The organism is Geomonas silvestris, assembly GCF_014193515.1.
GTDB lineage: Bacteria > Desulfobacterota > Desulfuromonadia > Geobacterales > Geobacteraceae > Geomonas > Geomonas silvestris.
Window position 1 is genome coordinate 71,661 of record NZ_BLXX01000003.1, and the last position, 24,674, is coordinate 96,334.

Here is a 24,674-nt window from a genome sequence, read left to right on the forward strand (position 1 = left end):
AGCCGGCCTGCCGACCCTGCGGCAGCTCAGCGCCGGGAGAGGCCGGCGGGAAGGGGGAGGCGCCGCACCGGGGGGCTTGCCCTGCAGGGGAAAGGTTGCTATCGTTCTGGGCTTGAGGGGGCCCCGAGCCCCGCCAAGGAGGTCATGAGTTGGAACCGACGATTCTACTGGTCGACGATGTGCGACTTTTCCTGGAGATGCAGAAAGAGTTCCTCGAGAGCGCGGCAGTGCGCGTGGTTACCGCCCGCAACGGGCGAGAGGCGCTGGAGTGCATCGGCAAACGGCGCCCGGACCTGGTGTTCATGGACATCGAGATGCCCGAGATGGACGGGATCGAGTGCTGCCGCACCATCAAGTCCACCCCCCAACTGGCGGACCTCCCGGTGGTGATGATCACCGCCAAGGGGGACGAGGTGAGTCAAAAGCGCTGCCACGACGCCGGCTGCGACGACTTCCTGACCAAGCCGTTGAACCGTACCAGGTTCCTGGAGGCGGCGGGGCGCTTTTTGCGCGGGCTGGACCGGCGCGCCAGGCGCAGTGCCGTCTCCCTCCCGGTCACGGTCCGCTGCCGCGGCAGCGAGGTCGCCGGGTGGGTCATGAACCTCAGTGCCGGCGGTGCCTTCGTGGCCGCCCCCTGCCTGGCGGAGGTGGGGCGCAGCGTCGAGCTCACCTTCCAGCTGCCGGGGGGGGCGCTCCAGGAGTTCCGGGCCAAAGTGGTCTGGACCCAGGCCGCGGAAGGTTCCAAGGCCGGGTTCGGGGTCTCCTTCGTCCTGTTGCCAGATCAGATCCGCAGAACTCTCGAGGGCTACCTGAAGACCGGGGGCCACCTCGCCTAGGGGGGCGGCACGCCCCGGAAACGCTCCACCGCCTCCGGGATGCGCTCCTCGGTGATGTTGCCGAAGGCAAGCCGCAGGTAGCGCTCCAGTCCCGGACCGAAAACCTCACCCGGCAGGAGCAGCATCGCGTGCTGCTGCGCCAGGCGCCGGGCCACCTCCCGCCCCGACTCCCCCGCGAAGGGGTGCCGCACCCAGCCGAAGAAGGGACCGCTCGCCACCAGGGTGAACGGGTTCCCTCCCCGGGCGAACTCCGCCTGGAACACCTCGTGCCGGCGCTCCATCATCACCCGGTTTCCCGCCACCCACTCCCCAAGGTTCTCCACCCCGAAGCGCACCGCATGCTGGGTCAACCGCGGCTGACAGACCGCCATGGTGTCCTGCGCCTTGAGCGCGTGCCCCAGGAACTCCTCGGAGGCGACCAGCATCCCGGCCCGGTAGCCGGTGAGGGCGTAGGTCTTGCCGAAGGAGGCAATCTGGATGAAGTGGTCCATCCAGCGCGGCTTCTCGAAGAGGTGGTGGGGTCGCCTGCCGCCGGTTATGAAGCTGTGGTAGGTCTCGTCCAGGATGAGGGCGATGTCGTGGCGGGCGGCGAGCTCGTAGAGCCTCTCCACCAGCTCGGGGGGGATGACGGCGCCGGTCGGGTTGCTCGGGGTGACCAGGAGGATGGCGCGGGTGCGCGGGCCGATCAGGGAGGCGATCCGGTCCGGGTCGGGGAGGCCGCGGCGCTCCTCCTCGAAGGGGGCGAAGACGCAGCGGATCCCGAGCATGGCGAGCGCCATGGGGTGGTCGAAGTAGGCGGGGAGCTGCACGATCACCTCGTCGCCGGCGCGGCACAGGGTGACCATGGCGAGCCAGAAGGCCTGGCTCGCACCGACGCTCAGCAGGACCTGGCGCGGGTTCAGCTCGGCCCCGTACTGGAGCCGGTAGCCGGCGCAGATCGCCTCGCGCACCTCGACGAGCCCCTCGTCCGGGGTGTAGCGCGAGGTGAGCGGGTCCTTTAGAAGCCCGGCCAGGTGCTCCACCAGGGCGGGTGCCGGCGGGTAGTCGGGGACCGCCTGGCAGAGGTCGATGAGCGGCAGGGCGGGATCGGCGGCGGCAAGCCACCCCCTCACCTCGGAGATGGGGGGTGGATGCACCCCGCGGATCAGGTCGGAGACGGGAAACTGCATGTGGTACCCCTGCGGGCCCGGAGGCCGGGCTCAGGTGGCGGTGGAACTCCCTTAAGGTGCTGCGGCAGACACCGGCTCACCCGGGTCCCGGGTGAGCCGCTTCTCAACCTCAACCTTGACCTCCCTCCTTCGACGGGAGGTGCTGCTCGAAGAGCTTCTTGTCGTTGCAGCAGCGGTAGGCCTCCTCGGGGGAGATCCGCTTGGTCTTCAAGAGGTCGAGGATGTGCTGGTCCATGAGCTGCATGCCGTCTTTGCGGCCGGTCTGCATGATGGAGGGGATCTGGAAGGTCTTCCCCTCGCGGATCAGGTTCCCGATGGCCGGGGTCCCCACCATGATCTCCAGCGCCGCCACGCGCCCCTTGCCGTCGGCGCTCTTCAGGAGCTGCTGGCAGATCACCCCCCTGAGCGCCTCGGAGAGGACGGCGCGCACCTGCTCCTGGGCGTCCTTGGGGAAGACGTCCACGATGCGGTCCACGGTCTTCGCGGCCGAGGCGGTGTGCAGGGTCCCGAAGACCAGGTGGCCGGTCTCGGCGGCGCTCATGGCGAGGTGGATGGTCTCCAGGTCGCGCATCTCCCCCACCAGGATGACGTCCGGGTCCTCGCGCAGGGCGGCCCTGAGCGCCGTGGTGAAGCTCTCCGAGTGCTCGCCGATCTGACGCTGGTTGAACAGCGACATCTTGTTCTCGTGGATGAACTCGAGCGGGTCCTCGAGGGTGATGATGTGCTCCGAGCGGGTCGAGTTGATCAGGTCGATCATGGCGGCGAGCGTGGTGGACTTCCCCGAGCCGGTCGGGCCGGTGACCAGCACGAGCCCCTTCTTGAGGGAGGTCAGGCCGCGCACCGCGTCGGGGAGCCCCAGCTCGTCGGCCGAGAGGATCTTGGTCGGGATGATCCTGAACACCGCCGAGATGCCGCGGTGCTGCATCATGAGGTTTCCGCGGAAGCGGGCGAGCCCCGGAACGGAGTAGGCGAAGTCGAGGTCGTGGTGCTCCTCGAAGTGCTCGCGCTGCGCCTGGGTCAGGATCTCGAAGAGGATCGCCTTCAGCTCCTCGTGCCCCAGCGCCTTGAAGTTCTGCCGTTCCATCTCGCCGCGCAGCCTGAAGATCGGCGGTGCCCCGGTGGAGAGGTGCAGGTCCGAGGCCCCCTTGTCGCTCATCAGTTTGAACAGCGCATCAATTCGTGCCATGGCTGGTCTCCGTCATAAAAGGATCGCGGCGACGTACTCGCCCGGGGAGATCTCGCCGCGCTCCAAGAGCTGGGCCCCCTCCTCGGTGATGCCGCGATACCCGTTATCTTTCATGTAGCTTATGATGTCGGAACTCTTGCGGATGGTCTCGAAGATCTCGAGAAAAGCCGCGTCGAAGCGGATCACGTCCACCAGGTAGCGCCTGCCGCTTAGGCCGGTGAAGTCGCACTCCGGGCAGCCGCTCGGGCGGAAGTAGTCGCCCCGGTGCGGCGGGAGCCTCAGGGCGGCGAGCTCCTCGGCGGTCGGCTGGTAGCGTTCCTTGCAGGAGGGGCACAAGAGGTGCACCCCCTTGCAGGAGAGCACCCCCTTGAGCTGGCTGGGGACCAGGAAGTTCTTCTGGTGCAGGTAGAGGAGCTGCTTGAGCACCTCCCCCTTGCTGCCGTGGGAGAGCCCGGCGAGCACCCTCTTGCCGCGCAGCACCGCCTTGCTGGCCGCGATGAAGGAGGCCGTGTCGCTCACGTCGTCCAGCACCAGGAGGTCCGGCTCGTGATCGAGAAGCGCCGCGATGGTGCCGGCCGCCCCGTCGGCGACGCCGGCGCCGGCCGGGATGCGCGGGAAGCGCTTCTTGCCCCGGCCCAGCCGCTCGCCCACGAGGAGCACGGTCTTCCCGGCGGTGTCGCAGCTCTCCAGCACCAGGTCGATGAGCCGGCAGCGCTCCTCGGGGTCGCGCTGGGCGACGAGGAGGAGCCCGTCGGGCGCCTGCAGGAGCTCCTCCAGGTCGCGGAACTTGGCGGGGGAGAGCTGCAGGTCGGCAAGCCCCTCAAGCCTCGGGGCGGAGATCTGCAGCTTGATGGTCACGTACTCGCCGCCGTCGCCCGCTAAAAGCAGCACCTGGAAGGGGATCCGCTTCCCCTGCCAGAGAAAGCTCAAGACCCCGGAGCAGGCGAGTCCCGGCTCGGCGGGGAGCTTGGCGAGCTTGCGGATGCGGCCGGTGAGCTTCGCGTAGTGGGCGGGCTCGAGCCGCCCCAGTTCGCTCGTCTGGCCGGTGCTGCGGGCGACCAGCAGCACCCGGTCGCCCAAGGGCTGCAGGGCGAGGCTCGCGTACTTCTGCTGCACGATGCGCAAGAGCAGGTGGTTCAGTAACAGCGCGCAGCTCAGGTCGGCGTTGATCGCCTCGACGACCTTGGCCGGGAAGAGGGCCGAGCTGAAACCGAGGTCTGCCACCCCCTGGTCCGGACCGTAGGCCAGTTCCTGCATCTCGCGGATCTCGCGGATGAGCCCCACCGAGATGGTGATCTGGCAGCCGGTCACCCGGCGCAGCGCCTCGATCGCCTCCTGGTTCAAGGGGTCGGCCATGGCGACCGAGAGCTCGTTACCCGAAAGGAAGAGGGGGAAAAGCTGGTAGCGCCGGGCCAGTTGGGCGGGGACCCGCTCCACCGCCGCGGCGTCCAGGTTGTCCTTTTTGAGGCGGACGTAGGGGATGTTCAGCTGGTGGGCCAGCGCCCAGTCGATGTCCTCCTGGGTCACCACACCCTGGCGGACCAGGGCCTCCCCGACGCGGCAGCCGGAAACCTGCTGCTCCTCGAGCGCGGCCTTCAGTTCCTGTTCCGTGATGATCTGCGATCTGAAGAGGACGGCTCCAATGGAGCCCTCCTTGACAAGCCCGTTCATAGCCACACCTCCAGGGATAGTCAGACGGACGGCAAAGGGGAAATGTACCCGAAAAAGGAAGTGTCGACAACCTTTACTTTGACAGCCGCTTCATGGTAGTTTGGGCCGAATTGACAGTTGACAATGGACAATTGGCAATGGTCGTCCCCCCCTCCACGAGGCAGGTGAGGACGTCTCCTTTTTTTATGTCACTGCACACCACCCGTTTATCAGGCAGCAGTCACCACTTCCCTTCTGAAACCAGCAGCCGACCCCGTCGAGCTAAAAATTCATCGTCAATTGCCAATCGTCCATTGTCAATTGGGGTATAGGAGAACGCATGCAACGTAAAGCCATCGCCCTTTTGTCCGGGGGGCTCGATTCCACCCTCGCCGTCAAGGTGCTCCTCGACCAGGGGATCGCCGTGGAGGCGCTCAACTTCACCTCCCCCTTCTGCACCTGCACCGGGAAGAACGCCGGCTGCAAGTCCGAGGCGGTCCGGGTGGCCGAAGAGTTCAAGATCCCCATCAAGGTGATGCACAAGGGTGCCGAGTACCTGGAGATCCTCAGAAACCCCAAGCACGGCTACGGCAAGGGGATGAACCCCTGCATCGACTGCCGCATCTACCTGTTGCAGAAGGCCAAGGAGTACATGCACGAGGTCGGCGCCGACTTCGTCTTCACCGGCGAGGTGCTCGGGCAGCGCCCCATGAGCCAGCGTCGCGACACCCTGAGGGTGATCGAGCGCGAAAGCGGCCTGGAGGGGTACCTCTTGCGCCCGCTCTCCGCGAAGCACTTCAACCCGACCATCCCCGAGCAGGAGGGGTGGGTGGACCGCGAGAAGCTCCTCGCCATCCAGGGGCGCTCGCGCAAGGACCAGATGGAGCTTGCCGCCGAGCTCGACGTGAAGAACTACCCCTGCCCGGCGGGGGGGTGCCTTTTGACCGACCTCTGCTTCGTGGGTAAGGTGCGCGACGTCTTCGAGCACTCGGACGAGCTGAACCTGAGGGATTTCCGGCTCCTCAAGGTGGGGCGCCACTTCCGCATCGGGAACCGCACCAAGGTGCTGGTGGGGAGAAACGAGGCAGAGAACGCCCTCCTGGAGAGCCAGGTGCAGTCCGGCGAGGCGACCCTGCGCTGGGCCGACGGCCCGAGCCCCCTGGCCGCCCTCACGGGCGAGACGACCGAGGAGCTCTTGGCCCTGGCCGGCCAGGTGCTGTTGCGCTACACCAAGGCGCCGGCGGGCGAGAGCGCCGAGCTCGAGCTGAAGGTGGCGGGGGAGGAGCGCCGGATCAGCGTGGTGCATGCGCTCGACGAGGCCGCCGTGGAGAAGCTCAGGCTGTAACCGGCTCAAGAAGCCTTTTAGCCACAAAAGGCGCAAAATTCACAAAATGAAAACCTCTGAAACGGGTTCGGACTCTGTCGCTTACGCACAGGGCCGGACAAGTTTGCAGAGGTTTTTTTGTGTCGTTGGTACCTTTTCGTGGCAAGAACGTTTTTTCCATTTCACGCCGCGTCCAGCACGTCGCGCACCCGGCTCAAAAGGTCCGACGGGGTCAGCGGCTTGGAGATGAAGTTCACCTCCTTGGTGAACATCCCCTGCGAGCGGATGTACTCCTCGGAATAGCCGCTCATGAACAGTGCCCGAACCCGGGGGTCGAGCATCCTGATCTCCCGGTACAGGTCGAGCCCCCCCTTCCCGGGCATGATCACGTCCACCAAAAGCAGGTTCACCTCGCCGCTGAACCGGGCAAAACGCCTGAGCCCCTCCTCTGAATCCCCCGCCTCGAGCACCTGGTACTTTTCGCCGCGCAGCACCTCGCCGACGATGGCCCGCACCTCCGGGTTGTCCTCCACCAAAAGCACCGTCTTGCCGCCGCCGGCGGACTGGGGGGCCGCCTGCACCAGGCGCGGCACCACCGGCTGGGTGAGCGGCAGGTAGATCCGGAAGCTGCTCCCCTGGCCCGGCGCGCTCTCCACCTCGATGAACCCCTTGTGCTGCTCGACGATGCCGTGCACGATGGAGAGCCCCAGCCCCGGGCGCCCCCCCAGCCCGTGGGTGGTGAAAAACGGCTCGAAAATCCGTTCCCGGGTGGCCTGATCGAGCCCCACCCCGGTGTCGGAGACGCTCAGGAGGGCGAAACGGCCGCGCCTGCCGTAGCCGTGCTGCCGGACGAAGTCGGCCTCCAGCTGCAGCTCCTCGGTCCGGATGGTGAGGGTGCCGCCGCCGGGCATGGCGTCCCGGGCGTTCACCGCGAGGTTCATGAGTACCTGTTCCAGGTGGGCGGAGTCGGCGAAGAGCCTGAGCGGCTCCGGGGCAAGGGTGGTGCTGACCGTGATCCCTTCCCCGAGCACCCGGCTCAAGAGCCGGTCCACCCGCTGCGCGATGTCGTTGAGATCCAGGTGGCTTGGGTGCATCGCCTGGTTCTTGCTGTAGGCCAAAAGCCCCCGGGTCAGGACGGCCGCCTTCTCCGCGGAGGCTACCACCTGGGCCGAGAACTTCGCGTTCAGGTCCCCCTCGCCGCTGTTCATCTGGATCAGGTTCGCATAGCCGATGATGGCGGTGAGGATGTTGTTGAAGTCGTGTGCCACGCCGCCGGTCAGCGTCCCGAGCGACTCCATCTTCTGGGCGTGCCTAAGCGCCTCCTCCAGCGCCCGCCGTTCGGTGACGTCCTCCTTGAGCGCGATGAAGTGGCTGATCACGCCGCGATCGTCGAGGATCGGCGCCACCATGGCGAGTTCCCGGTAGAGCTCGCCGTTTTTCTTCTTGTTCTGGAACTCGCCGCGCCACTCCTGCCCGGAGGTCACCGCGCCCCAGAGTTCCTGGTAGAGCTCGTCGGGGGTGCTGCCGGACTTGAGCAGCCGCGGGTTCTGCCCCACCGCCTCGGCGCTCGAGTAGCCGGTCACCTCGACGAACTTGCGGTTCACGTACTCGATGGTTCCCGCCGTATCGGTGATGACCACGATGCTCGGGCTCTGCTCCACGGCAAGCGACAGGGTGCGCAGCCGGTCCTCGGAGCGCTTGCGGGCCGTGATCTCCTCCACGGTCTGGATCGCCGCGATGACCTCGCCGCTGCCGTTTTTCACCGGCGCCGAACTGAAGAGCAGGTAGCCGTCCAACCCGTAGCGGTTGCGCCCCCACCCTTCGCCGTGCATCCCGCCGGGGATGAGCGTCGAGCGGAACCAGAGCGGGTTGTAGCGGTTGTCCGCCTCGCGGTAGTCGCCGTCCAGCACCAGGTCCGCCGGGGTCGGGTTTTCCTCGAGGTTGAACCCGGACCACTGGCGCCGCGTGCCGATCACCTGGTCGGCCGCAAGCCCGGTCAGCTCCTCGCAGGCCCGGTTCCAGATGATCACCTCGTGCCGCTGGTTCAGGACGAAGGCGGGGACCGCCAGGTTCTGCACCAGGTTTTCCGAGAACTCTTTCTGCTCCGCCAAAAGCGCTTCCATCCGCTTGCGGTCGGTGATGTCGAGCAGCGTCCCGACCACCCCGGCCAGCTCCCCGGTCCTATCCAGGAACGAGGCCTTGTAGAAGATCACCTCGCGGCTCGACCCGTCGGCGTGCACGATCCGGTTCTCGTACTGCTGCACCCCGCCGACCAGCTGGAGCTCGCGGTCGGCGCGGTAGTAGATCTTGGCGATCTCGGGGGGGAAGACCTCGAAGACCGACCTGCCGATCAAGGCGGCGCGCTCGCGCCCGAGGTAGCTTTCGTAGGCGCGGTTCACGCCGAGGTAGCGGCCGGCCAGGTCGCGGTAGAAGATGGGGACGGGGAGGGAATCGAGGATGGCGCTTACCTGGTGCAGCTCCGCCTGCGCCCGGGCGAGCCGGGCCAGGTGCGAGCGTACCGCGCCCGCCAGGCGGGAGAGCTCGTCGCAGGGGAGGGGGGCGTCTGCGGCACTCTCGGCAGGGCCGAGTTCGGCTGCCAGAGGGGCGAGCAAAGCGGTGAGCCGGCGGCTTGCCAGGTAACCCACGCAGAGGGCCGCTCCCCAAGAGAGGGCGAGGAGCGCCGGGAAGAGCAGCGATCCCCGTGAGAAGGCGGCGAGCATGCCGGCAGACACGAGCAGGAGCGCGCTCAAAAGGGCCCAGAGAAGGGTCAGTTTTCCAGCTAAGGTCCGCATCAGCATGGCCACCTCCGGGTGCCGGAACGGCGCGCTAGCGAGGGGGAGCGGAGCAGGCGCGACACGGGGAACCCCTTCAGCTGGCGGGCTCTTCCTGCTGCGAGGCGAAGATCTCTTCGAAATCCGACGCGCCCTTCAGGAAGCTCTCGAGGATGCAGGGGTCGAAATGCTCGGGCAGGGTGCGGCCGTCCCCCTTGGTGATGATCTCCACGGTGCGCTCGTGGGTGAGGGACGGCTTGTAGACCCGGACGCTGCGCAAGGCGTCGTACTGGTCGGCCAGCATGACGATGCGCCCCTCGAGCGGGGTCTCGATACCCTTGGTGCCGTGGGGGTAGCCGCTGCCGTCCCAGCGCTCGTGGTGGGTGAGCGCGATGGAGGCGGCGAGCTGCAGCACCTTGTGGCTCGATCCCGCCAGGATGCGCCCGCCGATCAGGGTATGGCTCTTCATGATGTCGAACTCGCTCGGGGTGAGCGGTCCCGCCTTGAGCAGGATGGCGTCCGGGATGCCGATCTTGCCGACGTCGTGCATGGCGGCGGCGAGGCCGATGGTCTCCACGAAATCCGCGGGCATGTGCATGATCTCGGAGATGCGCCGGGCGTAGAGCCCGATGCGGGAGATGTGCTTGCCGGTGTCCTCGTCGCGCAATTCGGCTGCGGCGGTGAGCCTCTCGATGGTCTCGCGGCTCATGGAGCGCATCTGCTCCAGCGCGTCCCCCAGCTCGCGGGTGCGCTGCTCGACCGTGCGTTCCAGCTCGATCTTGTAGTTCTTCTCGATGAGGACCAGCCGCTTGTAGTTGATCCCCTTCTCGACGGCGTGGATCAGGTAGGGGGGCTTGAACGGCTTGATGATGAAGTCGAAGGCGCCCTTCTTGATCGCCGACACCGCCATCTCGAGCTCGGCGTAGGCGGTCATCAGGATCACCGGGATGTCCCGGTCGTTTTCGTGGATCTTCTCGAGGAGTTCGATGCCGGTGATGCGCGGCATGTTGACGTCGGTCAAGACGACGTCGGGGGGGGAGCGCCGTAGTTCGGCCAGGGCATCGAACCCGTTGGAGAAGGGGCGCACCTCGAAGCCGCTCACGGTGAGCAGCATCGCCACGCTCTCCAGAACGTACGGGTCGTCATCGACGACGATGACCAGCCCTGATGCAGTTGTTTCCATAGGGTACTCTCCCAGCAAGCCCGGTTTGTGTGTCAGTCACCGCTTCGGCACGACACGCCATAAACTTGAGGGAGAGTTTGTTAGGTAGATCTAAGGGTTAGCTCCTGTCGGAGGGGGAGCGACAGGCGTAGGAGCGCCTCCGGCGGCGGGGGTTTCAGACCCCTTAGGGGCTTCGGAGGGGGGCGGTGCCGGATTGGCGTTTTCCGTCGGGGCCGGTGCCTCGGCGGGGGGCTCGCCGGGAGCCGCACCGGGGGCGGTGCGCGCGCTGCTCACGTTATTGAGCACCGCAGCCTGCTGGATGCTCTGGTCCACCTTCTTCTGCAGGCGTCCGACGTTGGGCATCTCGGCCAGGGCCGTCTGGTACTCGGCCTGGGAGAGCACCCCCTTGTTGGCCAGAAGCCGCAGGATCATGTTGGAGCGCTGCAGCACCCGGTCCAGGTTCTTGTACGGGTTGTAGGCGACCCGCGGCCCGGGGAGCATGGCGGCCAGGAAGGCGCATTCGCGCGGGGTGAGCGCCGAGGGGTGTTTGCCGAAGTAGTAGCGGGAGCCGTGGCCGATGCCGTAGACCATGGGGCCCAGTTCGATCACGTTCAGGTAGAGCTCGATGATGCGCCCCTTGGAGAGCTCCTGCTCCATTCTTTTGGCGAGGTAGACCTCTTTCACCTTGCGGGTGAGCGTCTTCTCGCGGGAGAGGTAGAGGTTCTTCGCCACCTGCTGCGTGATGGTGGAGGCGCCGCGGGCCAGGCTCTTCTTCTCCAGGTCGTACTTGATGGCGTTCTTGATCGCCTTCACGTCGATCCCCTCGTGCTTGTAGAAGCTCGCGTCCTCGGCGAGGATCACCGCCCACTTCATCTCCGAGGGGATGCTGGGAGACGGCGTCCAGTAGCGGTTGGCCGGCCCGACCACGAAGGGGTGGTAGTCACCCTGCCAGTCCTTGACCTGGATGGTGACGTTGGTCTTGCGGTTTCTCAGCTCGGCTACCGGGGGGAGCAGGTAGAGCGACACGGCAACGTAGGCGAGGTAGGCGACGAGCGCCAGGGCGCCCCAGAGGAGGTACTTTTTCACGTGGTTTACCCTTTCGTGTGAGCTGGTGCACGCTCGAGGCGCGCTGCCGGTGATTCGTCATCAGACCGACCGAACCGATCCGACCGATGAGTAAAGCCGTGGGGTGCTACCCCCGGGCCGGGGCCGCGCCCATGGCGGCCATCTGGGCGGCCATGACCAGGGCGGCCTTCATGCTCTGCGCCGAGGCCTTGCCGGTGCCGGCCAGGTCGTAGGCGGTGCCGTGGTCCACCGAGGTTCTGATGATGGGGAGCCCCAAGGTCACGTTGACCCCGTCGTCGAAGTGCAGAAGTTTCAGGGGGATGAGCCCCTGATCGTGGTACATGCAGACCACGGCGTCGTAGCCGCCGGAGACCGCGAAGTGGAACAGGGTGTCGGCGGACAGGGGGCCGACCGCGTCGATCCCCTCGGCACGGGCGGCAGCGATGGCCGGCGCGATCACGGTGCGCTCCTCGTCGCCGAAGAGCCCCCCCTCGCCGCAGTGCGGGTTGAGAGCGAGTACCGCCAGGCGCGGGGCAGGACAGAAATAGCGCGCCAGGGCGCGGTCGGTGATGCGGATAGTCTCGAGCACCCGCTCGCGGGTCACCAGCGCGGGGACCTGCGCCAGCGCCTCGTGGATGGTGACCAGGGTCACCCGAAGGCGCTCGCCGGCCAGCATCATGACCACCTGGTCGGTGCCCGTGAGCTGCGCCAAGAGCTCGGTGTGCCCCGGGAAGTGGTGCCCGGCCCGGTTCAGCGCCTCCTTGTTGATCGGTGCGGTAGCCATCGCCTTCGCCGCGCCGGAAAGGCAGAGCTGCGCCGCCTCGCAGATGTAGCGGTAGGCCGCGTCGCCGCCGGCGGCGCTGGGGCTGCCGAAGGTCATCTCCTCGGAGGCGAGGCGGGTCAGCTCGCGCAGGTAGACGACCCCCGGCTCGCGCCTGAGCGGCCCGGTCTCCTGTACCGTTTCGAGGGTAAGCGGCAGCTTCGTGATGGCGAGCGCGCGCTCCAGTGCGCCGCGGTCCCCCAGTACCAGCGGGCGGCAGAGCCGGTTCAGTTCCGGGTCGGCGAGCGCCTGCACGATGATTTCCGGTCCGACCCCGCTTGGGTCCCCCATGGTTACGGCGATCAACGGTCTTTCCATGTCAGCTCCACGAAAACTGTTTTTCCCCGAGGGTTTGGCCTGGGTCACCTCTCCTCTTGCGGGAGAGGGGCAGGGTGAGGGGGAAGGTGCCACTTTAGCGCAGCTGGCAGCTTCACCCACCCCCTATCCCCCTCCCGTCGAGGGAGGGGGGACCTGAGATCCTCGCTAGGACCCATCACGAAAAAAGGGGCCTCGAGGCCCCTTCCAAAGAGATACACGCGTACTTGGTAGGCGACGGTCCGGCTTCAGGCAGGCATAGCAACATATCAAATACGGCACGATCAAACAAGCACGCTGCCAGCGACCGCGAAAAGCCAGCGGCGAACCCGCCAACCAAGGCCCTACAACCCAACTTCCAACGGCCCAGCCGCAACGACAGGTGCCGCAGCCACCAGGGCCGGAACTCGCTGTCCAATCGTCAACCGTCAATGGGTTTTCACAGCGGCAAAAGCGTGCGGTACTCCTTGCCGGTTTCCCGCTCGCGCCACTGCAGTCTGAGCTCCCGGGCGCTCTTCGCCTCGCCGGGGAAGAAGAGGAAACCGTTGGCCAGGTGCTTGTCGGGGATCGCCTTCGCTTCCAGCCCTTTTTCCCGCAGGTCCTGGGAGATCCGGTACTCGCGCTCCCGCGAGCTCCCCTCGGAGGTCCCGCCGATGACGGCCCCGCCGGCCGCACCCACCGCGGCCCCCTTGCCCAGGTAGGCGGCTACGTTACCGCCCGATACGATCCCCAGGGCGGTGGCCAGGATACCCCCGGCGGCGGCGCCGATGAGAGCCCCTTTGCCGGTCCCCTTGCCGAAGAAGGAGGCGAACTGGGTGGACTGCTCCAGCCTGTCGAAGGCGACCGTGTTGGGGACCACCGGCCAGTAGTTGCCGGCGGCGTCCACCAGGAAGGTCTGGCTCGTGCTGATCTCCAGCTCGTAGCCACTCTTGTTGTCCAGCACGAGCTGCACCGGCAAAAGCCCAGCGCCTCTGATGTCGAATCCGAAGGCCTGCTTCGCGTGCTTCTTGTCGGCGTAGGCCTCGCCCCCCACGGCGACGCCTGCCACCTCGCGGTGGTTCGCGTACCCCTCCGGCGGGCGGAACGGCTGGTACTGGCTCTTGTGCGAGGTGCAACCGGAAAGCGCGATCAGGAGAACCAGCAACGATGCTACCTGTTTCATGGCTACCTCCATAAAAATCAGGTTCTACGTTCTAAGTTCTAGGTTCCAAGCTCAAGTCCAAGTCCAAGGCCAGGTCGGTTCACGTTCCAGTTCGGGTCCTAGGGCTTAACCTAGAACGTAGAACATAGAACCTAGAACCTAGAACCGGCTTTACTATACACACTTTCGAGTCCCTCTCAAGGCTAGTCCCTCTCAAGGCTAGTCCCTCTCAAGGCCGGCAAAGCGCACCAGGAGCTTCTTGTAGCCGACGGCGAACTGCACGATGACCTTCTGGCTGTCCCCCTCACCCTCGATCTTCCTGATCACCCCGGAGCCGAACTGCGGATGGCGCACTCGCATCCCCAGGCGCACTCCGTCGCCCTCGTCCTCGGGAACCTGGCGCACCTCGTTGAACTCGGGCTCCAGCTCCTCCTCGAAGATCGAGGCCAGGTTGTGGATCGGCTGGGCGTAGCTCGGCTGGCTCGCGGCCGGGGCCTCGGGACGCCGGTACTCCTCCTCGTCGGCATGGTACCCGCCCACCGGCTCAAAGCCGCCGCGCTGGCCGTACCCCGAGCCGTAGCCGCTGCCGTAGCCCCCCCCGAGACCCGAACCGTAGCCGCTCCCCTGCGCCGGGACCCCGAAGAGGTCGCCGGTATCGAGCAGCTCGGCGGGGATGTCGCGGATGAAGCGCGCCGGCGGGTTGGCCTGCTCCTGCCCGAAGATGTGGCGCCTTTTCACGTTCAAAAGGAAGAGGCGCTCCTTGGCGCGGGTCATCCCGACGTAGCACAGGCGGCGCTCCTCCTCCATCTGCACCGGGTCCTCCAGGGCGCGCACGTGCGGGAAGAGCCGCTCCTCCATGCCGATCATGAAGACTACCGGGAACTCGAGACCCTTGGCGGAGTGCAGGGTCATCAGGGTCACCGAGGACTTCTTGGCCTCTCCCTCCTCCTCGAGGTCCGAGACCAGCGCGACCTGCTCGAGGAAGGCCGCCACCCCCTTCTCACCCTCGCCCTGCTCGAAGACCTGCATGGCGGTGACGAGCTCCTGGAGGTTGGCCAGGCGGTCCTGGGACTCCTCGGTCTTGGCCTCCTTAAGGCGCAGGAGGTAGCCGGAATCCTGCATCACCGCCGCCGCCAGCTCGGCGAGCGGCAGCGTGTCGGCGAGCCCGCGGTAGCGGCGCAGCTCGTCCACGAAGGCCTTCACCTTGCCGCGCGCGCCGGTCGCGAGCAGCGTCCCCTCCACCGACTCCAGCATGGCGCGGTAGAAGGAGAGCCCCTTCTCGTGGGCGAGATCGGAGATGCGCTGCACCGTTGCGTTGCCGATGCCGCGCGGCGGGGTGTTGATGATCCGCTTCAGCGCCACGTCGTCGGAGGGGTTGTCGAGCACCTTCAGGTAGGCGAGGATGTCCTTAACCTCCAGGCGGGCGTAGAAGCGCACGCCGCCCACCATGTGGTAGGCGATGCCGGAGGAGACCAGGGCGTCCTCGATGACGCGGGACTGGGCGTTGGTGCGGTAGAAGACCGCGACGCCGGAAAGCGCGCCGCCGCGCGAGAGGTAGCGCTCGGTCTCGCGGCAGACCAGGCGCGCCTCCTCCCACTCGTTGGGGAGGGTGCGGTACACGATGCTCTCGCCGGCGGCGTTGTCGGTCCAGAGCTTCTTCGGTTTGCGCCCCCGGTTCTTTTCCACCACGCTCCAGGCGGCCTCCAGGATCGTCTTCGACGAGCGGTAGTTCTGCTCCAGCTTCACCACCTTGACGTTGGGGAAGTCCTTTTCGAACTCGAGGATGTTGCGGATGTCGGCCCCGCGCCAGCCGTAGATGGACTGGTCGTCGTCCCCCACCACGCAGAGGTTCTGGCGCTCCCCCGCCAAAAGCTGGATCAGCCGGTACTGCACGGCGTTGGTGTCCTGGTACTCGTCGACCAAAAGGTAGCGGTAGCGCTCGCGGTACTTCTCCAGCACCACCGGGTGCTCGGTGAAAAGCCGCACGGTGACCAGCAGGAGGTCCCCGAAATCAAGGGCGTTGCAGCGCTTGAGGCGCTCCTGGTACAGGGCGTAGACCCGGGCCAGGGTGGCCTCCCAGGGGGTGCCGGTGGAGACCTCGTCGGGGGTGAGCCCGGCGTTTTTGAACTCGTCGATGGCGCTGGAGAGGCTCTTCACCGGGTAGCGCTTCTCGTCCAGGTTGAGCGTTGCGGCGCACTCCTTCAAAAGCCGCTCGCAGTCCTTGTCGTCGTAGATGGCGAACTTGCGGTCGTACCCCAGGTGGTGGATATCCTGGCGCAGAAAACGGGCGCACGAGGAGTGGAAGGTCGAGATGAAGGGGAGCTCGCCGCTCCCCAGGACCTGCTCTACGCGCTCGCGCATCTCGCCGGCCGCCTTGTTGGTGAAGGTGACGGCCAGGATCTGCCAGGCGGGGACGCCGCGCTCGCGGATCAGGTAGGCGATGCGGTGCACGATGACGCGGGTCTTGCCGGAACCGGCGCCGGCCAGGACCAGCATCGGGCCGTCGCCGTGCAGCACCGCTTCTTTTTGGGGCGGATTGAGGTTGTGGAGCAGGTTCATGGGATCCTTCGGTTGGACGGGGTTGGGTGCAGGAAGTGCGGCCCCCATTTATACCACCTCGGCAGGTTCAGGTCAAAAGGAATGCCGGGAAAGGCGTACGGGGCGCACCCCTCAGCTTCCGGGACCTCCGGGGAACAAAAAAAGGGGAATGCCGGTCTGGTGTCGGCATTCCCCTTATTGCATTTCAAGAGGTCGTTATCTTCGTGTAAGCCTTACTCTGCCGCGGCTACCGGCAGCAGGTCATCGTCTTCCTCGAGCTCGTCGGCCTCCTCGGCGCCGGCCTCGGCCAGGCCACCTTCCCACTTGGCTACCACGGCGGTCGCGATGGAGTTGCCGATCACGTTGGTCGCGGTGCGCCCCATGTCGAGGAACTGGTCGATCCCCATGATGAGCAAGAGCCCCGCCTCGGGGAGGTTGAACATCGGGAGCGTCGCGGCAACGACGACCAGCGAGGCGCGGGCCACGCCGGCCATCCCCTTGCTGGTGATCATGAGGACCAGGAGGATGGTGATCTGCTTGGAGATGGAGAGTTCGATGTTGAAGGCCTGGGCCACGAAGATGATAGCGAAGGCCTGGTAGATCATGGAGCCGTCCAGGTTGAAGGAGTAGCCAAGGGGGAGCACGAAGCCGGAGATCTTGTCGGAGACGCCGAACTTCTTCAACTGCTCGAGGGTCTTAGGATAGGCAGCCTCGGAGCTCGCAGTGGAGAAGGCGAGCAGCATCGGCTCCTGGATCATCTTCAAGAGGCCGAAGATCCGGCCGCGCAGCACCACGAAGCCGCCGATGAAGAGCAAGGTCCAGAGGGCGGCGAGCGCCACGTAGAAACCGGTGATGAACTTGCCGTAGGTGAGCAGGACGCCCAGGCCCTGCACGGTGATGACCGAGGCGATGGCGGCGAAAACCCCCACCGGTGCAAACCACATCACGTAGTCGGTCACCCGCAGCATCACGTGCCCGAGCTCGTCCACGAACTTCAGGATGGTCTTGGCACCTTTGCCTTCTTTCAGGGACCCGATGGCGAAGCCGAAGAACACCGAGAACACCAGGATCTGCAGGATCTCGTTCTGCGCCATGGCGTCGAAGAAGCTCTTCGGGAAGACATGGGTGATGAAGTCCTTCAGGTTCAACGAGGAGGTCTTCAGGTTGGTGGCGGCGCCGGCTGCCGGCAGGGTCAGGTTCATGGCGTGACCCGGCTGCAGGATATCGACGAAGAACATCCCGATGAACAGCGAAGCGAGCGAGGCGCAGATGAACCAGAGCATCGCCTTCATGCCGATGCGGCCGACGGCCTTGGAATCACCCATGCCGGCGATGCCTGCCACCAGGGTGGCGAAGACCAGCGGGCCGATGATCATCTTGATCAGCCTCAGGAAGATATCGGTGAGGATCGAGAAATAGCCGGCGATCTCCTTGGCGGCGTCGGGACTGGGCGCGTTGACATTGCAGGCATAGCCAACCCCGATACCGAGCAGCATCCCGGCCATGATACACAGTGTGAGCTTGTTCGTTTTCATCAGTGATCCTCTCCTTCTTCTCCGTGGGGTGACATAAAAGGGGCCGGGTGGACAGCTGCCGGCATGGTGAATTCGAGTGTGGGCAGCGCGGGTAAAAACCCTGGCTCGCTGGACGGCTGGTCGGCCGGGCCGGTTCCTGGTGGCGCCCCTGTGGAAGCGACTAGTCCCCCGCGGGGCGCCGCCGCTTCCACAGTTCTTCCGGTACTACAGCATTATGGGGAATACTGCAGATGACCCCGCACGTTCAGCAAGCAGGGTGCCAAGCGGCAAGGCTACAGCTAAGTAATTGTAAGGACAAAGAAAGGGGGCATTTGGGCCGGATCGGCACCCCGCGAAGGGGTATAACCTGGAGGCGCAAATGGGGGCGGGTGGGGCGGTAAGTAGAGCAATAACGGATGGTTGGGTTGGGTTGCAGGAGGTTATAGAGGTCGGGCGGGTTATAAGAGTTCGGGCGAGGGCAAGGGACAGGCTAGGTGTCGACCCCACGCTCCCCCCTTTTTCAACGGTTCATCGCGGGATTCCGGGAACCACACATCCCCCCTCCCTTGACGGGAGGGGGCCGGGGGGTGGGTGAAGCTGCCAGCTGCGCCGAGGTGGCGCCTTCCCCCTCACCCTGTCCCTCCGCAAGGGGAGAGGGGACCTAATGGACGACGTTCCCGGAAGATTGACCTTTTTCAGAGGGGAGAGGGCGAGCCACAGACGCACCGCGGCCCCATCACTCCCCGGCGTCCTCCCGGCTCCCCAGCTTCTTGAGCCTTTTGCTCAAGGCGGGCTGGGAGACGCCGATCAGGCGCGCGGCGATCGACTGGTTGCCGCCGGCACGCTGCAGGGCCTCCAGTACCAAGAGGTCGATGATCTCGTGCAGCGGGGGGAGCGGCTCGCTGGGGACGAAGACGCCGGCACCGGCGGGGCTCACCCGCTCGGGGGGGCGGAACCCCTGCTTGTCCATGGCGCGCTTGAAGCTGTCCATGGAGAGCATCCGGCTTTCGTGCAGGGTCATCGCGTCGTACACCATGGAACGGAGCTCGCGCACGTTCCCGGGGAAGGGGTAGTTCGCCAAAAGCACCGGAAGCTCCTTGGGGACCGTGGGCTTCTTCTTCCCGAGCTCGTTAGCCGCCTGCTCCAGGAAGTGCTCCAAAAGAACCGGGACGTCCGCCGGGCGCTCCCGCAAGGGGGGGATGTGCACGTGGTGCGCGCAGAGGCGGTAGTAGAGGTCCCGGCGGAACTGCCCGCCCGCCTGCTTCCCCGCCAGGTCGCGGTGGGTCGCCACCACCACGCGGGCGTTCATCCTTTTGGGGAGATCGCTCCCCAGCGGGAAGTACTCGCCCTCTTGCAACAGGCGCAGGAGTTTCACCTGTGAGGGGATCGAGAGGTCGCCGATCTCGTCGAGGAAGAGCGTCCCGTCCGCCGCGAGCTCGATCATGCCGCGCCGGGGGAGGTCCGCGCCGGTGAAGGCGCCCCGGGTGTGTCCGAACAGGGTGTCGCTGAACACGTTGTCGTCCAGGCCCGCCACGTTGATGGAGACCATCTTCTCGCGATGCCGGCTCAGGCGGTGGATGGTGCGCGCCACCAGCTCCTTCCCGACGCCGCTCTCCCCGGTGATCAACACCGGCTGGCTGCTCTTCGACACCGCCTCGATATAGCGGAAGATGGAGCGCATCGCCGGGTCGACGGTCACGATATCCGCGAAGACCTCGGGGTGGTCCAGGCGGTCCGACAGAAAGCGCGATTGGATCTCGCGGTTCTCGCGCTGCAGCTCGATCATCCGGATGGCCCGCTGCACCCCCTGCACCAGCCGCTCCTCCTCCACCGTCTTCACGAAGAAGTCGAAGCCGCCGCGCTTCATGCACTCAACCGCGGTCTCCACCTGGTTCAGCCCCGAGATGACGATCACCGGGATCTCCGGGTACTGCTCCACGATCTGGCTCAAGAGCTCCTCTCCGGAGAGGTTCGGCATGTTCAGGTCCAAAAGCACCAGCCCGATCTCGCCGCGCTCCAGGATCCCCATGACCTGCCGGCTGTCGCTGCAGCGCTGCACGTTGTTGATGCCGCCGGAGAGCCCGAGGGTCATGCTGAGGCTTCTGAGCCAGGCCTCTTCGTCGTCGACCAGCAGCACTGCAAAGGATGGGTAGAGGTTCTCGATCATGCGCATCAGGCTCCTTGTGCCGGGAGGGCCACCACGACGGTGGTCCCCGCGCCGGGTTCCGAGCGGAATTCCAGCCGCCCCTGGTGATCTTTCACGATACCCGCCGAGACGGAGAGCCCCAGGCCGGTGCCGCCCGAGTCGCGCTTGGTGGTGAAAAAGGGATCGGTCAGGTGCGAGAGGTGCTCGCGGGGGATCCCCACCCCCTCGTCGTGCACCGTCACCACGACCTCGTCGCCGCGCGGGCCCAGCGAGGTGGCGACCTCGATCCCCTTCTCCGGGTCCGGCAGGGCCTGGCAGGCGTTGAGTATCAGGTTCACCACCACCTGCTCGATGCGCTGCGTGTTCCCCTTCACCCGCGGCAGCTCCGGCGTGCAGTCCAGGGTAAAGCGGCGCGTCGCCTTCTTGATCGAGTTCTCCACCAGGCGCACCGAGGCGGCAACGACCGCGTTCAGGTCGACCGACTCGTCCAGCGCCGAATCGTCCTTGCGGGCGAAATCCTTCAGGTCGTCCACGATCCGCTTGATGCGGCGGGCCCCTTCGTGCATCTCGTCAAACATGCGCGGCGCCTCATCGCGCAGCTGCGAGTAGCGCAGCCCCCCCACCATGAAGTCGCCCGAGTCCTGGAAGCGGTCCTCGAGGCTCTCCTGGGCCACCTGGAAGGTCTTCTTCAGGACCGGGAGGTTGAAGAGGATGAGGCCGGTCGGGTTGTTGATCTCGTGCGCCACCCCGGAGACCAGGATCCCCAAGGAGGCCATCTTGTCGGCCTGGATCAGCTGCTGCTGGCGCTTTTGCAGCTCGGCGGTGTGCTGCGCGATCCTTTTTTGCAGGGTGCGCGACCAGACCACGGTGACCACCAGGACGAGGAAGAGCGGTACGACCACGATGGCCGCGTACTTCGCGAGCTTTTTGAAGGGGAGCGGCTGCGGGTCCAAAACGCCCAGCCATTTGTCGTAGATCTTTTGGTAGCGCCCGGTGTTCTTCAGGATGGCGAGCCCCTCGCTGAAGCGGGAGATCATCTCGGCGTTTCCCTTCTTCACCGCGTAACCGTAGTAGCCGGAGCCGAACGGCCCTCCCACCGGGACGATGTTGGAGAGTCCCAGCTCCTTCCCCAGGTAGAGCCCGGGAAGGTTACCCACCAGCGCGTAGTCGTGTTGCCCCGAGGCGAGCAGCCTGAGCGCCGCGGCGTGCGTGTCCACCAGGATGAGCTTCGCGCCGATCTTGTGCACCAAAAGGTAGTCGTGCATGCTGCCGCCCTTTTGCACGACCACTTCCTTACCGCGCAGCTCCTCGAGGTTCGTGATGGGAGCGGCGCCGCGCCTGGCGAAAACCGAGGTGTTGACGATGTTGTGCGGCGGCGAAAAGTCGAAATCCTTGGAGCGCGCCTCGGAGTAGGTGAGCCCCTGCAGGACGTCGACGCTCCCGTCCAAAAGGCCGCTGCGGGCGTCGTTCCAGTTGCCCAAGCGGAACTCGACCTTGAACCCCATCACCTCGGCGATGGCCTGGGAGAGTTCCACGTTGAAGCCGCTCGGCTTACCGTTTTGGTCCAGGAACTCGTAGGGGGGAAAGTTCTGGTCGCCGCCGATGATTACTGTTTTTCTGGAGGAACCGGCAGCGCTTTCGGCAGCTTGCGCGCCAGCCGGCAGAACAGCAAGAAGCGCGACAAGGGCGACGAGGCTGCCCAGGGCGAAGCGGATGCGCGCCGTGAGGAGGCGGGGAAGATTGTCTCGGGAAGGCAGCATCAAAATAACTCGTGTTGGTGAGATCTGTCAAAAAACGGCAATTCGGCTTTGGCAAGGATACTCCAGGAGTCTCTCAATGGTCAAGAAACCCGCTTCAGTGAGTCTTCTTTCCGGAGAAAGCTGTTGCGGCCGTATGGTTGACAGATGACGAAGGCTGTTATTAAGATTAACGAAAGCTAATATATTCGCTGTGAGTGAGGTATCTCCTCTTCAGAGATAGTCGACACGGCTATGAATAGCAAAAAAATTCACATGTGAATAATTTTGCTTTTTCCTGTAACAGCCTGCAGTGCAAAGGAAAAGCGCGCTATCCCCGTGGCGACGGGTAAACATTTTCACATCAGGGAAGACGGAAAAAACGGTCAGGGTTTCCCGTTCTGTGTGATTCCGTATGGTTAGCGAATTGGTCCGCTGGGCACGGTTTTTGGTTAGCAAGTGGTGGCCGTGGCAGGAAACCGCTGGTACGTGGTTCGCTATCTGGGAGGAAACCGTTCCGTGGTTTGCTCTGGCGAGGTGAAGAGAGACAGATGCTCGTGATAGCTGAACGGAAACATAAGTGGCAATGGTCGGCGCTCTGGTCCCGGCTGGAGAGCAAGACTGCGACCAACCACGATCTTGCCGGGCTGCTGGCGCGGGTCATGATCCCCCTGCTCCTGCCGGCATTGGCACCGTTTTTCCTCAGCTCGGAAGGGGCCTTGAGCGAGTGGGCGACCCAGACCGCGCTCTTCTGGATTGCCCCTCTTGCCAGCCTGGCCTGCTGTCTGGTCGCCTGTCGGGTCAAGCCGCTCAGCAGGCATCTCGCCGGGAAGCTCGGCACCGTGGTCGTCTCGGTGCTGGTCGGGGTGCTGCTCGGTTACGCCTCGGTTGGCTACTTCGACCTCGCCAATGCGCTCACCGGCAGTTACCGTCCGGTCTACGTATCGGGGCCGGTGATCGCGAAGACAGACGCTACAAGTTCTCTCACCCCGCGGCACTACCTCCACGTCGTGTACGAGGGGCGCGAGGTCAACCTGCACGTCCCGGCCAAGGTTTACCACTCCTTCAGCCTGGGGCAACGCTACGGTCAGACCATGTACCCGGGCGGCTTCGGCTATTTCTACCGCTGGAATTTCGGAGCGCGCTCGCCCGAGGCCGCACCGGCCGCTGTCGCCGGGTAAACCGGCTTCCCTCTCCCCCGCCGCTTTCAGGTGCCCCTCAAGGCAACTCTCCCGCATCCCTGCCACGCGCAGATTGAAAACTGCACGCCGCCCCCACCGCACCTCATTCACCCTCACAGGAAATTCAGCACTCCGGTTAGCGTACGTCAAGCACTCTCTCAGATTAATCGCACATTGCCAACCTTTCGCCTCACTCTACACTGTGTCGGATGGCACGCGTTCTTCACCTAACGACGCCGCGATTCTGATCCAGAGTTTGCTCGGCCTGCTTACCTGGTTTTGACTTTGGTCATTTTTTTCTTCCTTTGATACGACTACAATAGCTCTGTTTTGTTCCGTGAGCCGTTTTTTATTATTGGATTCGAGGTTCGGGAAACGGCGCAGCCCTTCCTGGACGACTACCCATGCAATTGAGGAGGAAACGATGCTGAAGAGGAACCTGGTCCTTGCTGCAGCTCTGGGCACTGGTGTGCTAACCGCACTGGCGCTCCCGACGCTCACCACCGCCGCAAAGACGAAACCGGCCCCGAAAGCGGTCAACGACGGACGCGCCAAGTGTTACGAGTGCCACGAGGAGGTGAAGGCGCTCAAGGAAGGGTCGAAACATGCCGCCCTCTCCTGCAAGACCTGCCATGACAAGCTCGACGAGCACCTGAAAGACTCCTCCAAGGCGCCGGTGACCCGTCTGGACCACGCGGTCTGCGGCACCTGCCACAAGAGCCAGTACGACAGCTTCTTCGAAGTGCACTACGATCCGAACGGCGCCCGCAAGGAGAAGGGCGTTCCGGGCGGGCGTTCCCCGATGCAGGACAAGCTTCTGGCCGGCCACGGCTTCACCTTCGAGCACACCGAGCCGCGCGGCCACGCCCACATGGTTGTCGACCAGTTCGCCTCCGACCGTTTCCAGGGCGGCCGCTACCAGTTCAAGGGCGGCTGGGCAAACTACGACAAGGTCGGCAAGACCTGGGACATCCTGGAAGACAAGGGTCCGAACACCAAGATCCCCGAGTCCGCGATGGCCGGCAACCCGACCTGCATGCAGTGCAAGACCTCGGACCTCACCCTCAAGTGGAAGTTCCTGGGTGACAAGGGTGGCAAGTTCGACCGCACCTCCAACGTGAACGACGTGGCGAAGGCCGTCGACAATCCTCTCGGCTGCATCACCTGCCACGACCCGCACGGCACCCAGCCCCGCGTGATCAGGGACGCCCTGATCCAGGCTGTTCAGAGCAACACCAGCGGCAACATCTTCTCCAAGGGTGGCAAGACCGACCTGAAGGTCGTCGACTTCCGCGGTTTCCGCAAGATCGGCGTGATGGAGAAGACCGACTCCCGCATGATGTGCGCCCAGTGCCACGTGGAGTACAACTGCAACGCAGGCGGCCAGTGGAGCGACGGCAAACCGGTCAAGTACGACGACTCCCGCACCAACCATTTCCCGCTGAAAAACGCCAAGGAGATCCTGGCGCACTACAAGAAGCTCGACTTCTACGACTTCAAGCACGCGATTACCGGCGCGCGTCTGATCAAGCTCCAGCACCCGGAGAGCGAGACCTACGCGGGCAGCACCCACGACAAGGCCGGCGTCCAGTGCCACCAGTGCCACATGCCGACCAAGAAAGGCAAAGACGGCAAGAAGTTCTCCAGCCACTCCGTGATCCGTCCGGTGAACGACGTCCAGGCGGCCTGCCTCGGCTGCCACCCGAAGGACAGCGCGGCCAAGAAGAAGTACCAGATCGAGACCATCCGCAACTACACCAAGGGTAAGATGCGCAAGGCCGAGTACTGGCTGGGGAACCTCATTGACACCTACGCCGCGGCGCAGCGCCAGGGTGTGCCCGAGACCGTGCTGGCACAGGCCCGCGAGAAGCACGAAGAGGCCCACGTCCTCTGGGAGTACTGGACCGCCGAGAACAGCGACGGCTTCCACAACCCGGCCCTCGCCCGCGACAGCCTGACCGCTTCCATCAGCGCCTCCAAGGCGGGCGTGAAGGTCCTGAACGACGCGATGCTGGTCAAGAAGGACGAGAAGAAGTAACCAGGGGAACATCCAGAAAAGCGCCCCGGCCGGTATCGGTCGGGGCGCTTTTTTTGTGGCTGCGGGAGCTGAGGGTTACAGG

Annotated in this window: 16 protein-coding genes; 4 read left to right on the forward strand and 12 right to left on the reverse strand. The window is 65.1% G+C overall.

Annotation, left to right across the window (positions count from 1 at the left end; translation table 11 throughout):
* The first annotated feature begins 149 nt into the window (after positions 1–149).
* Positions 150–836 carry a response regulator gene (locus GMST_RS06645; protein WP_183353855.1) on the forward strand — a complete coding sequence of 229 codons (687 nt, stop codon included), beginning with the start codon at positions 150–152 and terminating at the stop codon, positions 834–836.
* Here GMST_RS06645 and GMST_RS06650 read toward each other — a convergent pair.
* From GMST_RS06650 to GMST_RS06660, 3 genes are all read right to left on the reverse strand, one after another.
* Positions 833–2,005: an aminotransferase gene (locus tag GMST_RS06650; protein WP_183353856.1), complete on the reverse strand. Its 1,173-nt coding sequence runs from the start codon at positions 2,003–2,005 to the stop codon at positions 833–835. The two genes, GMST_RS06645 and GMST_RS06650, sit on opposite strands and share 4 nt — an antisense overlap.
* 109 nt (positions 2,006–2,114) lie before the next feature.
* Positions 2,115–3,191, reverse strand: a complete 1,077-nt coding sequence (locus GMST_RS06655; protein ID WP_183353857.1) for a type IV pilus twitching motility protein PilT — start codon at positions 3,189–3,191, stop codon at positions 2,115–2,117.
* A 12-nt stretch (positions 3,192–3,203) separates the two neighbouring features.
* Positions 3,204–4,862, reverse strand: coding sequence for an ATPase, T2SS/T4P/T4SS family (locus GMST_RS06660; protein ID WP_183353858.1), 1,659 nt, complete (start codon positions 4,860–4,862; stop codon positions 3,204–3,206).
* 319 nt (positions 4,863–5,181) lie between these two features.
* On the opposite strand from GMST_RS06660, the gene GMST_RS06665 reads away from it, so the two are divergent.
* Positions 5,182–6,186, forward strand: a complete 1,005-nt coding sequence (locus tag GMST_RS06665) for a hypothetical protein (protein ID WP_183353859.1) — start codon at positions 5,182–5,184, stop codon at positions 6,184–6,186.
* A gap of 161 nt (positions 6,187–6,347) precedes the next feature.
* On the opposite strand, the gene GMST_RS06670 is transcribed toward GMST_RS06665, so the two are convergent.
* The 9 genes from GMST_RS06670 to GMST_RS06710 all read right to left on the reverse strand — a co-directional run bounded on the left by GMST_RS06670 (position 6,348) and on the right by GMST_RS06710 (position 21,397).
* Entirely contained in the window at positions 6,348–8,963 is a 2,616-nt protein-coding gene (locus tag GMST_RS06670; protein ID WP_183353860.1) for a hybrid sensor histidine kinase/response regulator, read from the reverse strand.
* Positions 8,964–9,033: 70 nt separating this feature from the next.
* Positions 9,034–10,119: a response regulator gene (locus tag GMST_RS06675; RefSeq protein ID WP_183353861.1), complete on the reverse strand. Its 1,086-nt coding sequence runs from the start codon at positions 10,117–10,119 to the stop codon at positions 9,034–9,036.
* Between the two features lie 90 nt (positions 10,120–10,209).
* Positions 10,210–11,184 carry a transglycosylase domain-containing protein gene (locus GMST_RS06680; protein ID WP_183353862.1) on the reverse strand — a complete coding sequence of 325 codons (975 nt, stop codon included), beginning with the start codon at positions 11,182–11,184 and terminating at the stop codon, positions 10,210–10,212.
* A 106-nt stretch (positions 11,185–11,290) separates the two neighbouring features.
* Complete coding sequence (gene pdxA, locus GMST_RS06685) at positions 11,291–12,301, reverse strand: 4-hydroxythreonine-4-phosphate dehydrogenase PdxA (RefSeq protein ID WP_183353863.1); 1,011 nt, start codon at positions 12,299–12,301, stop codon at positions 11,291–11,293.
* Between the two features lie 436 nt (positions 12,302–12,737).
* Positions 12,738–13,460: a glycine zipper family protein gene (locus tag GMST_RS06690; protein WP_183353864.1), complete on the reverse strand. Its 723-nt coding sequence runs from the start codon at positions 13,458–13,460 to the stop codon at positions 12,738–12,740.
* Positions 13,461–13,658: 198 nt separating this feature from the next.
* The gene (locus GMST_RS06695; RefSeq protein WP_183353865.1) at positions 13,659–15,998 is read right to left on the reverse strand and encodes an ATP-dependent helicase; all 2,340 of its coding nucleotides are present in this window, start codon (positions 15,996–15,998) and stop codon (positions 13,659–13,661) included.
* A gap of 212 nt (positions 15,999–16,210) precedes the next feature.
* Positions 16,211–17,512 carry a dicarboxylate/amino acid:cation symporter gene (locus GMST_RS06700; protein WP_183353866.1) on the reverse strand — a complete coding sequence of 434 codons (1,302 nt, stop codon included), beginning with the start codon at positions 17,510–17,512 and terminating at the stop codon, positions 16,211–16,213.
* Positions 17,513–18,227: 715 nt separating this feature from the next.
* Positions 18,228–19,658, reverse strand: coding sequence for a sigma-54-dependent transcriptional regulator (locus GMST_RS06705; RefSeq protein WP_183354132.1), 1,431 nt, complete (start codon positions 19,656–19,658; stop codon positions 18,228–18,230).
* A 5-nt stretch (positions 19,659–19,663) separates the two neighbouring features.
* Positions 19,664–21,397 (reverse strand): transporter substrate-binding domain-containing protein, encoded by a 1,734-nt coding sequence (locus GMST_RS06710; protein WP_183353867.1) that lies wholly within the window; start codon positions 21,395–21,397, stop codon positions 19,664–19,666.
* A 527-nt stretch (positions 21,398–21,924) separates the two neighbouring features.
* On the opposite strand from GMST_RS06710, the gene GMST_RS06715 reads away from it, so the two are divergent.
* A complete protein-coding gene (locus tag GMST_RS06715; protein ID WP_183353868.1) occupies positions 21,925–22,554 on the forward strand; it encodes a hypothetical protein in 630 nt (209 codons plus the stop codon).
* A gap of 424 nt (positions 22,555–22,978) precedes the next feature.
* Positions 22,979–24,592: an ammonia-forming cytochrome c nitrite reductase subunit c552 gene (locus GMST_RS06720; protein WP_183353869.1), complete on the forward strand. Its 1,614-nt coding sequence runs from the start codon at positions 22,979–22,981 to the stop codon at positions 24,590–24,592.
* Positions 24,593–24,674: the final 82 nt, after the last annotated feature.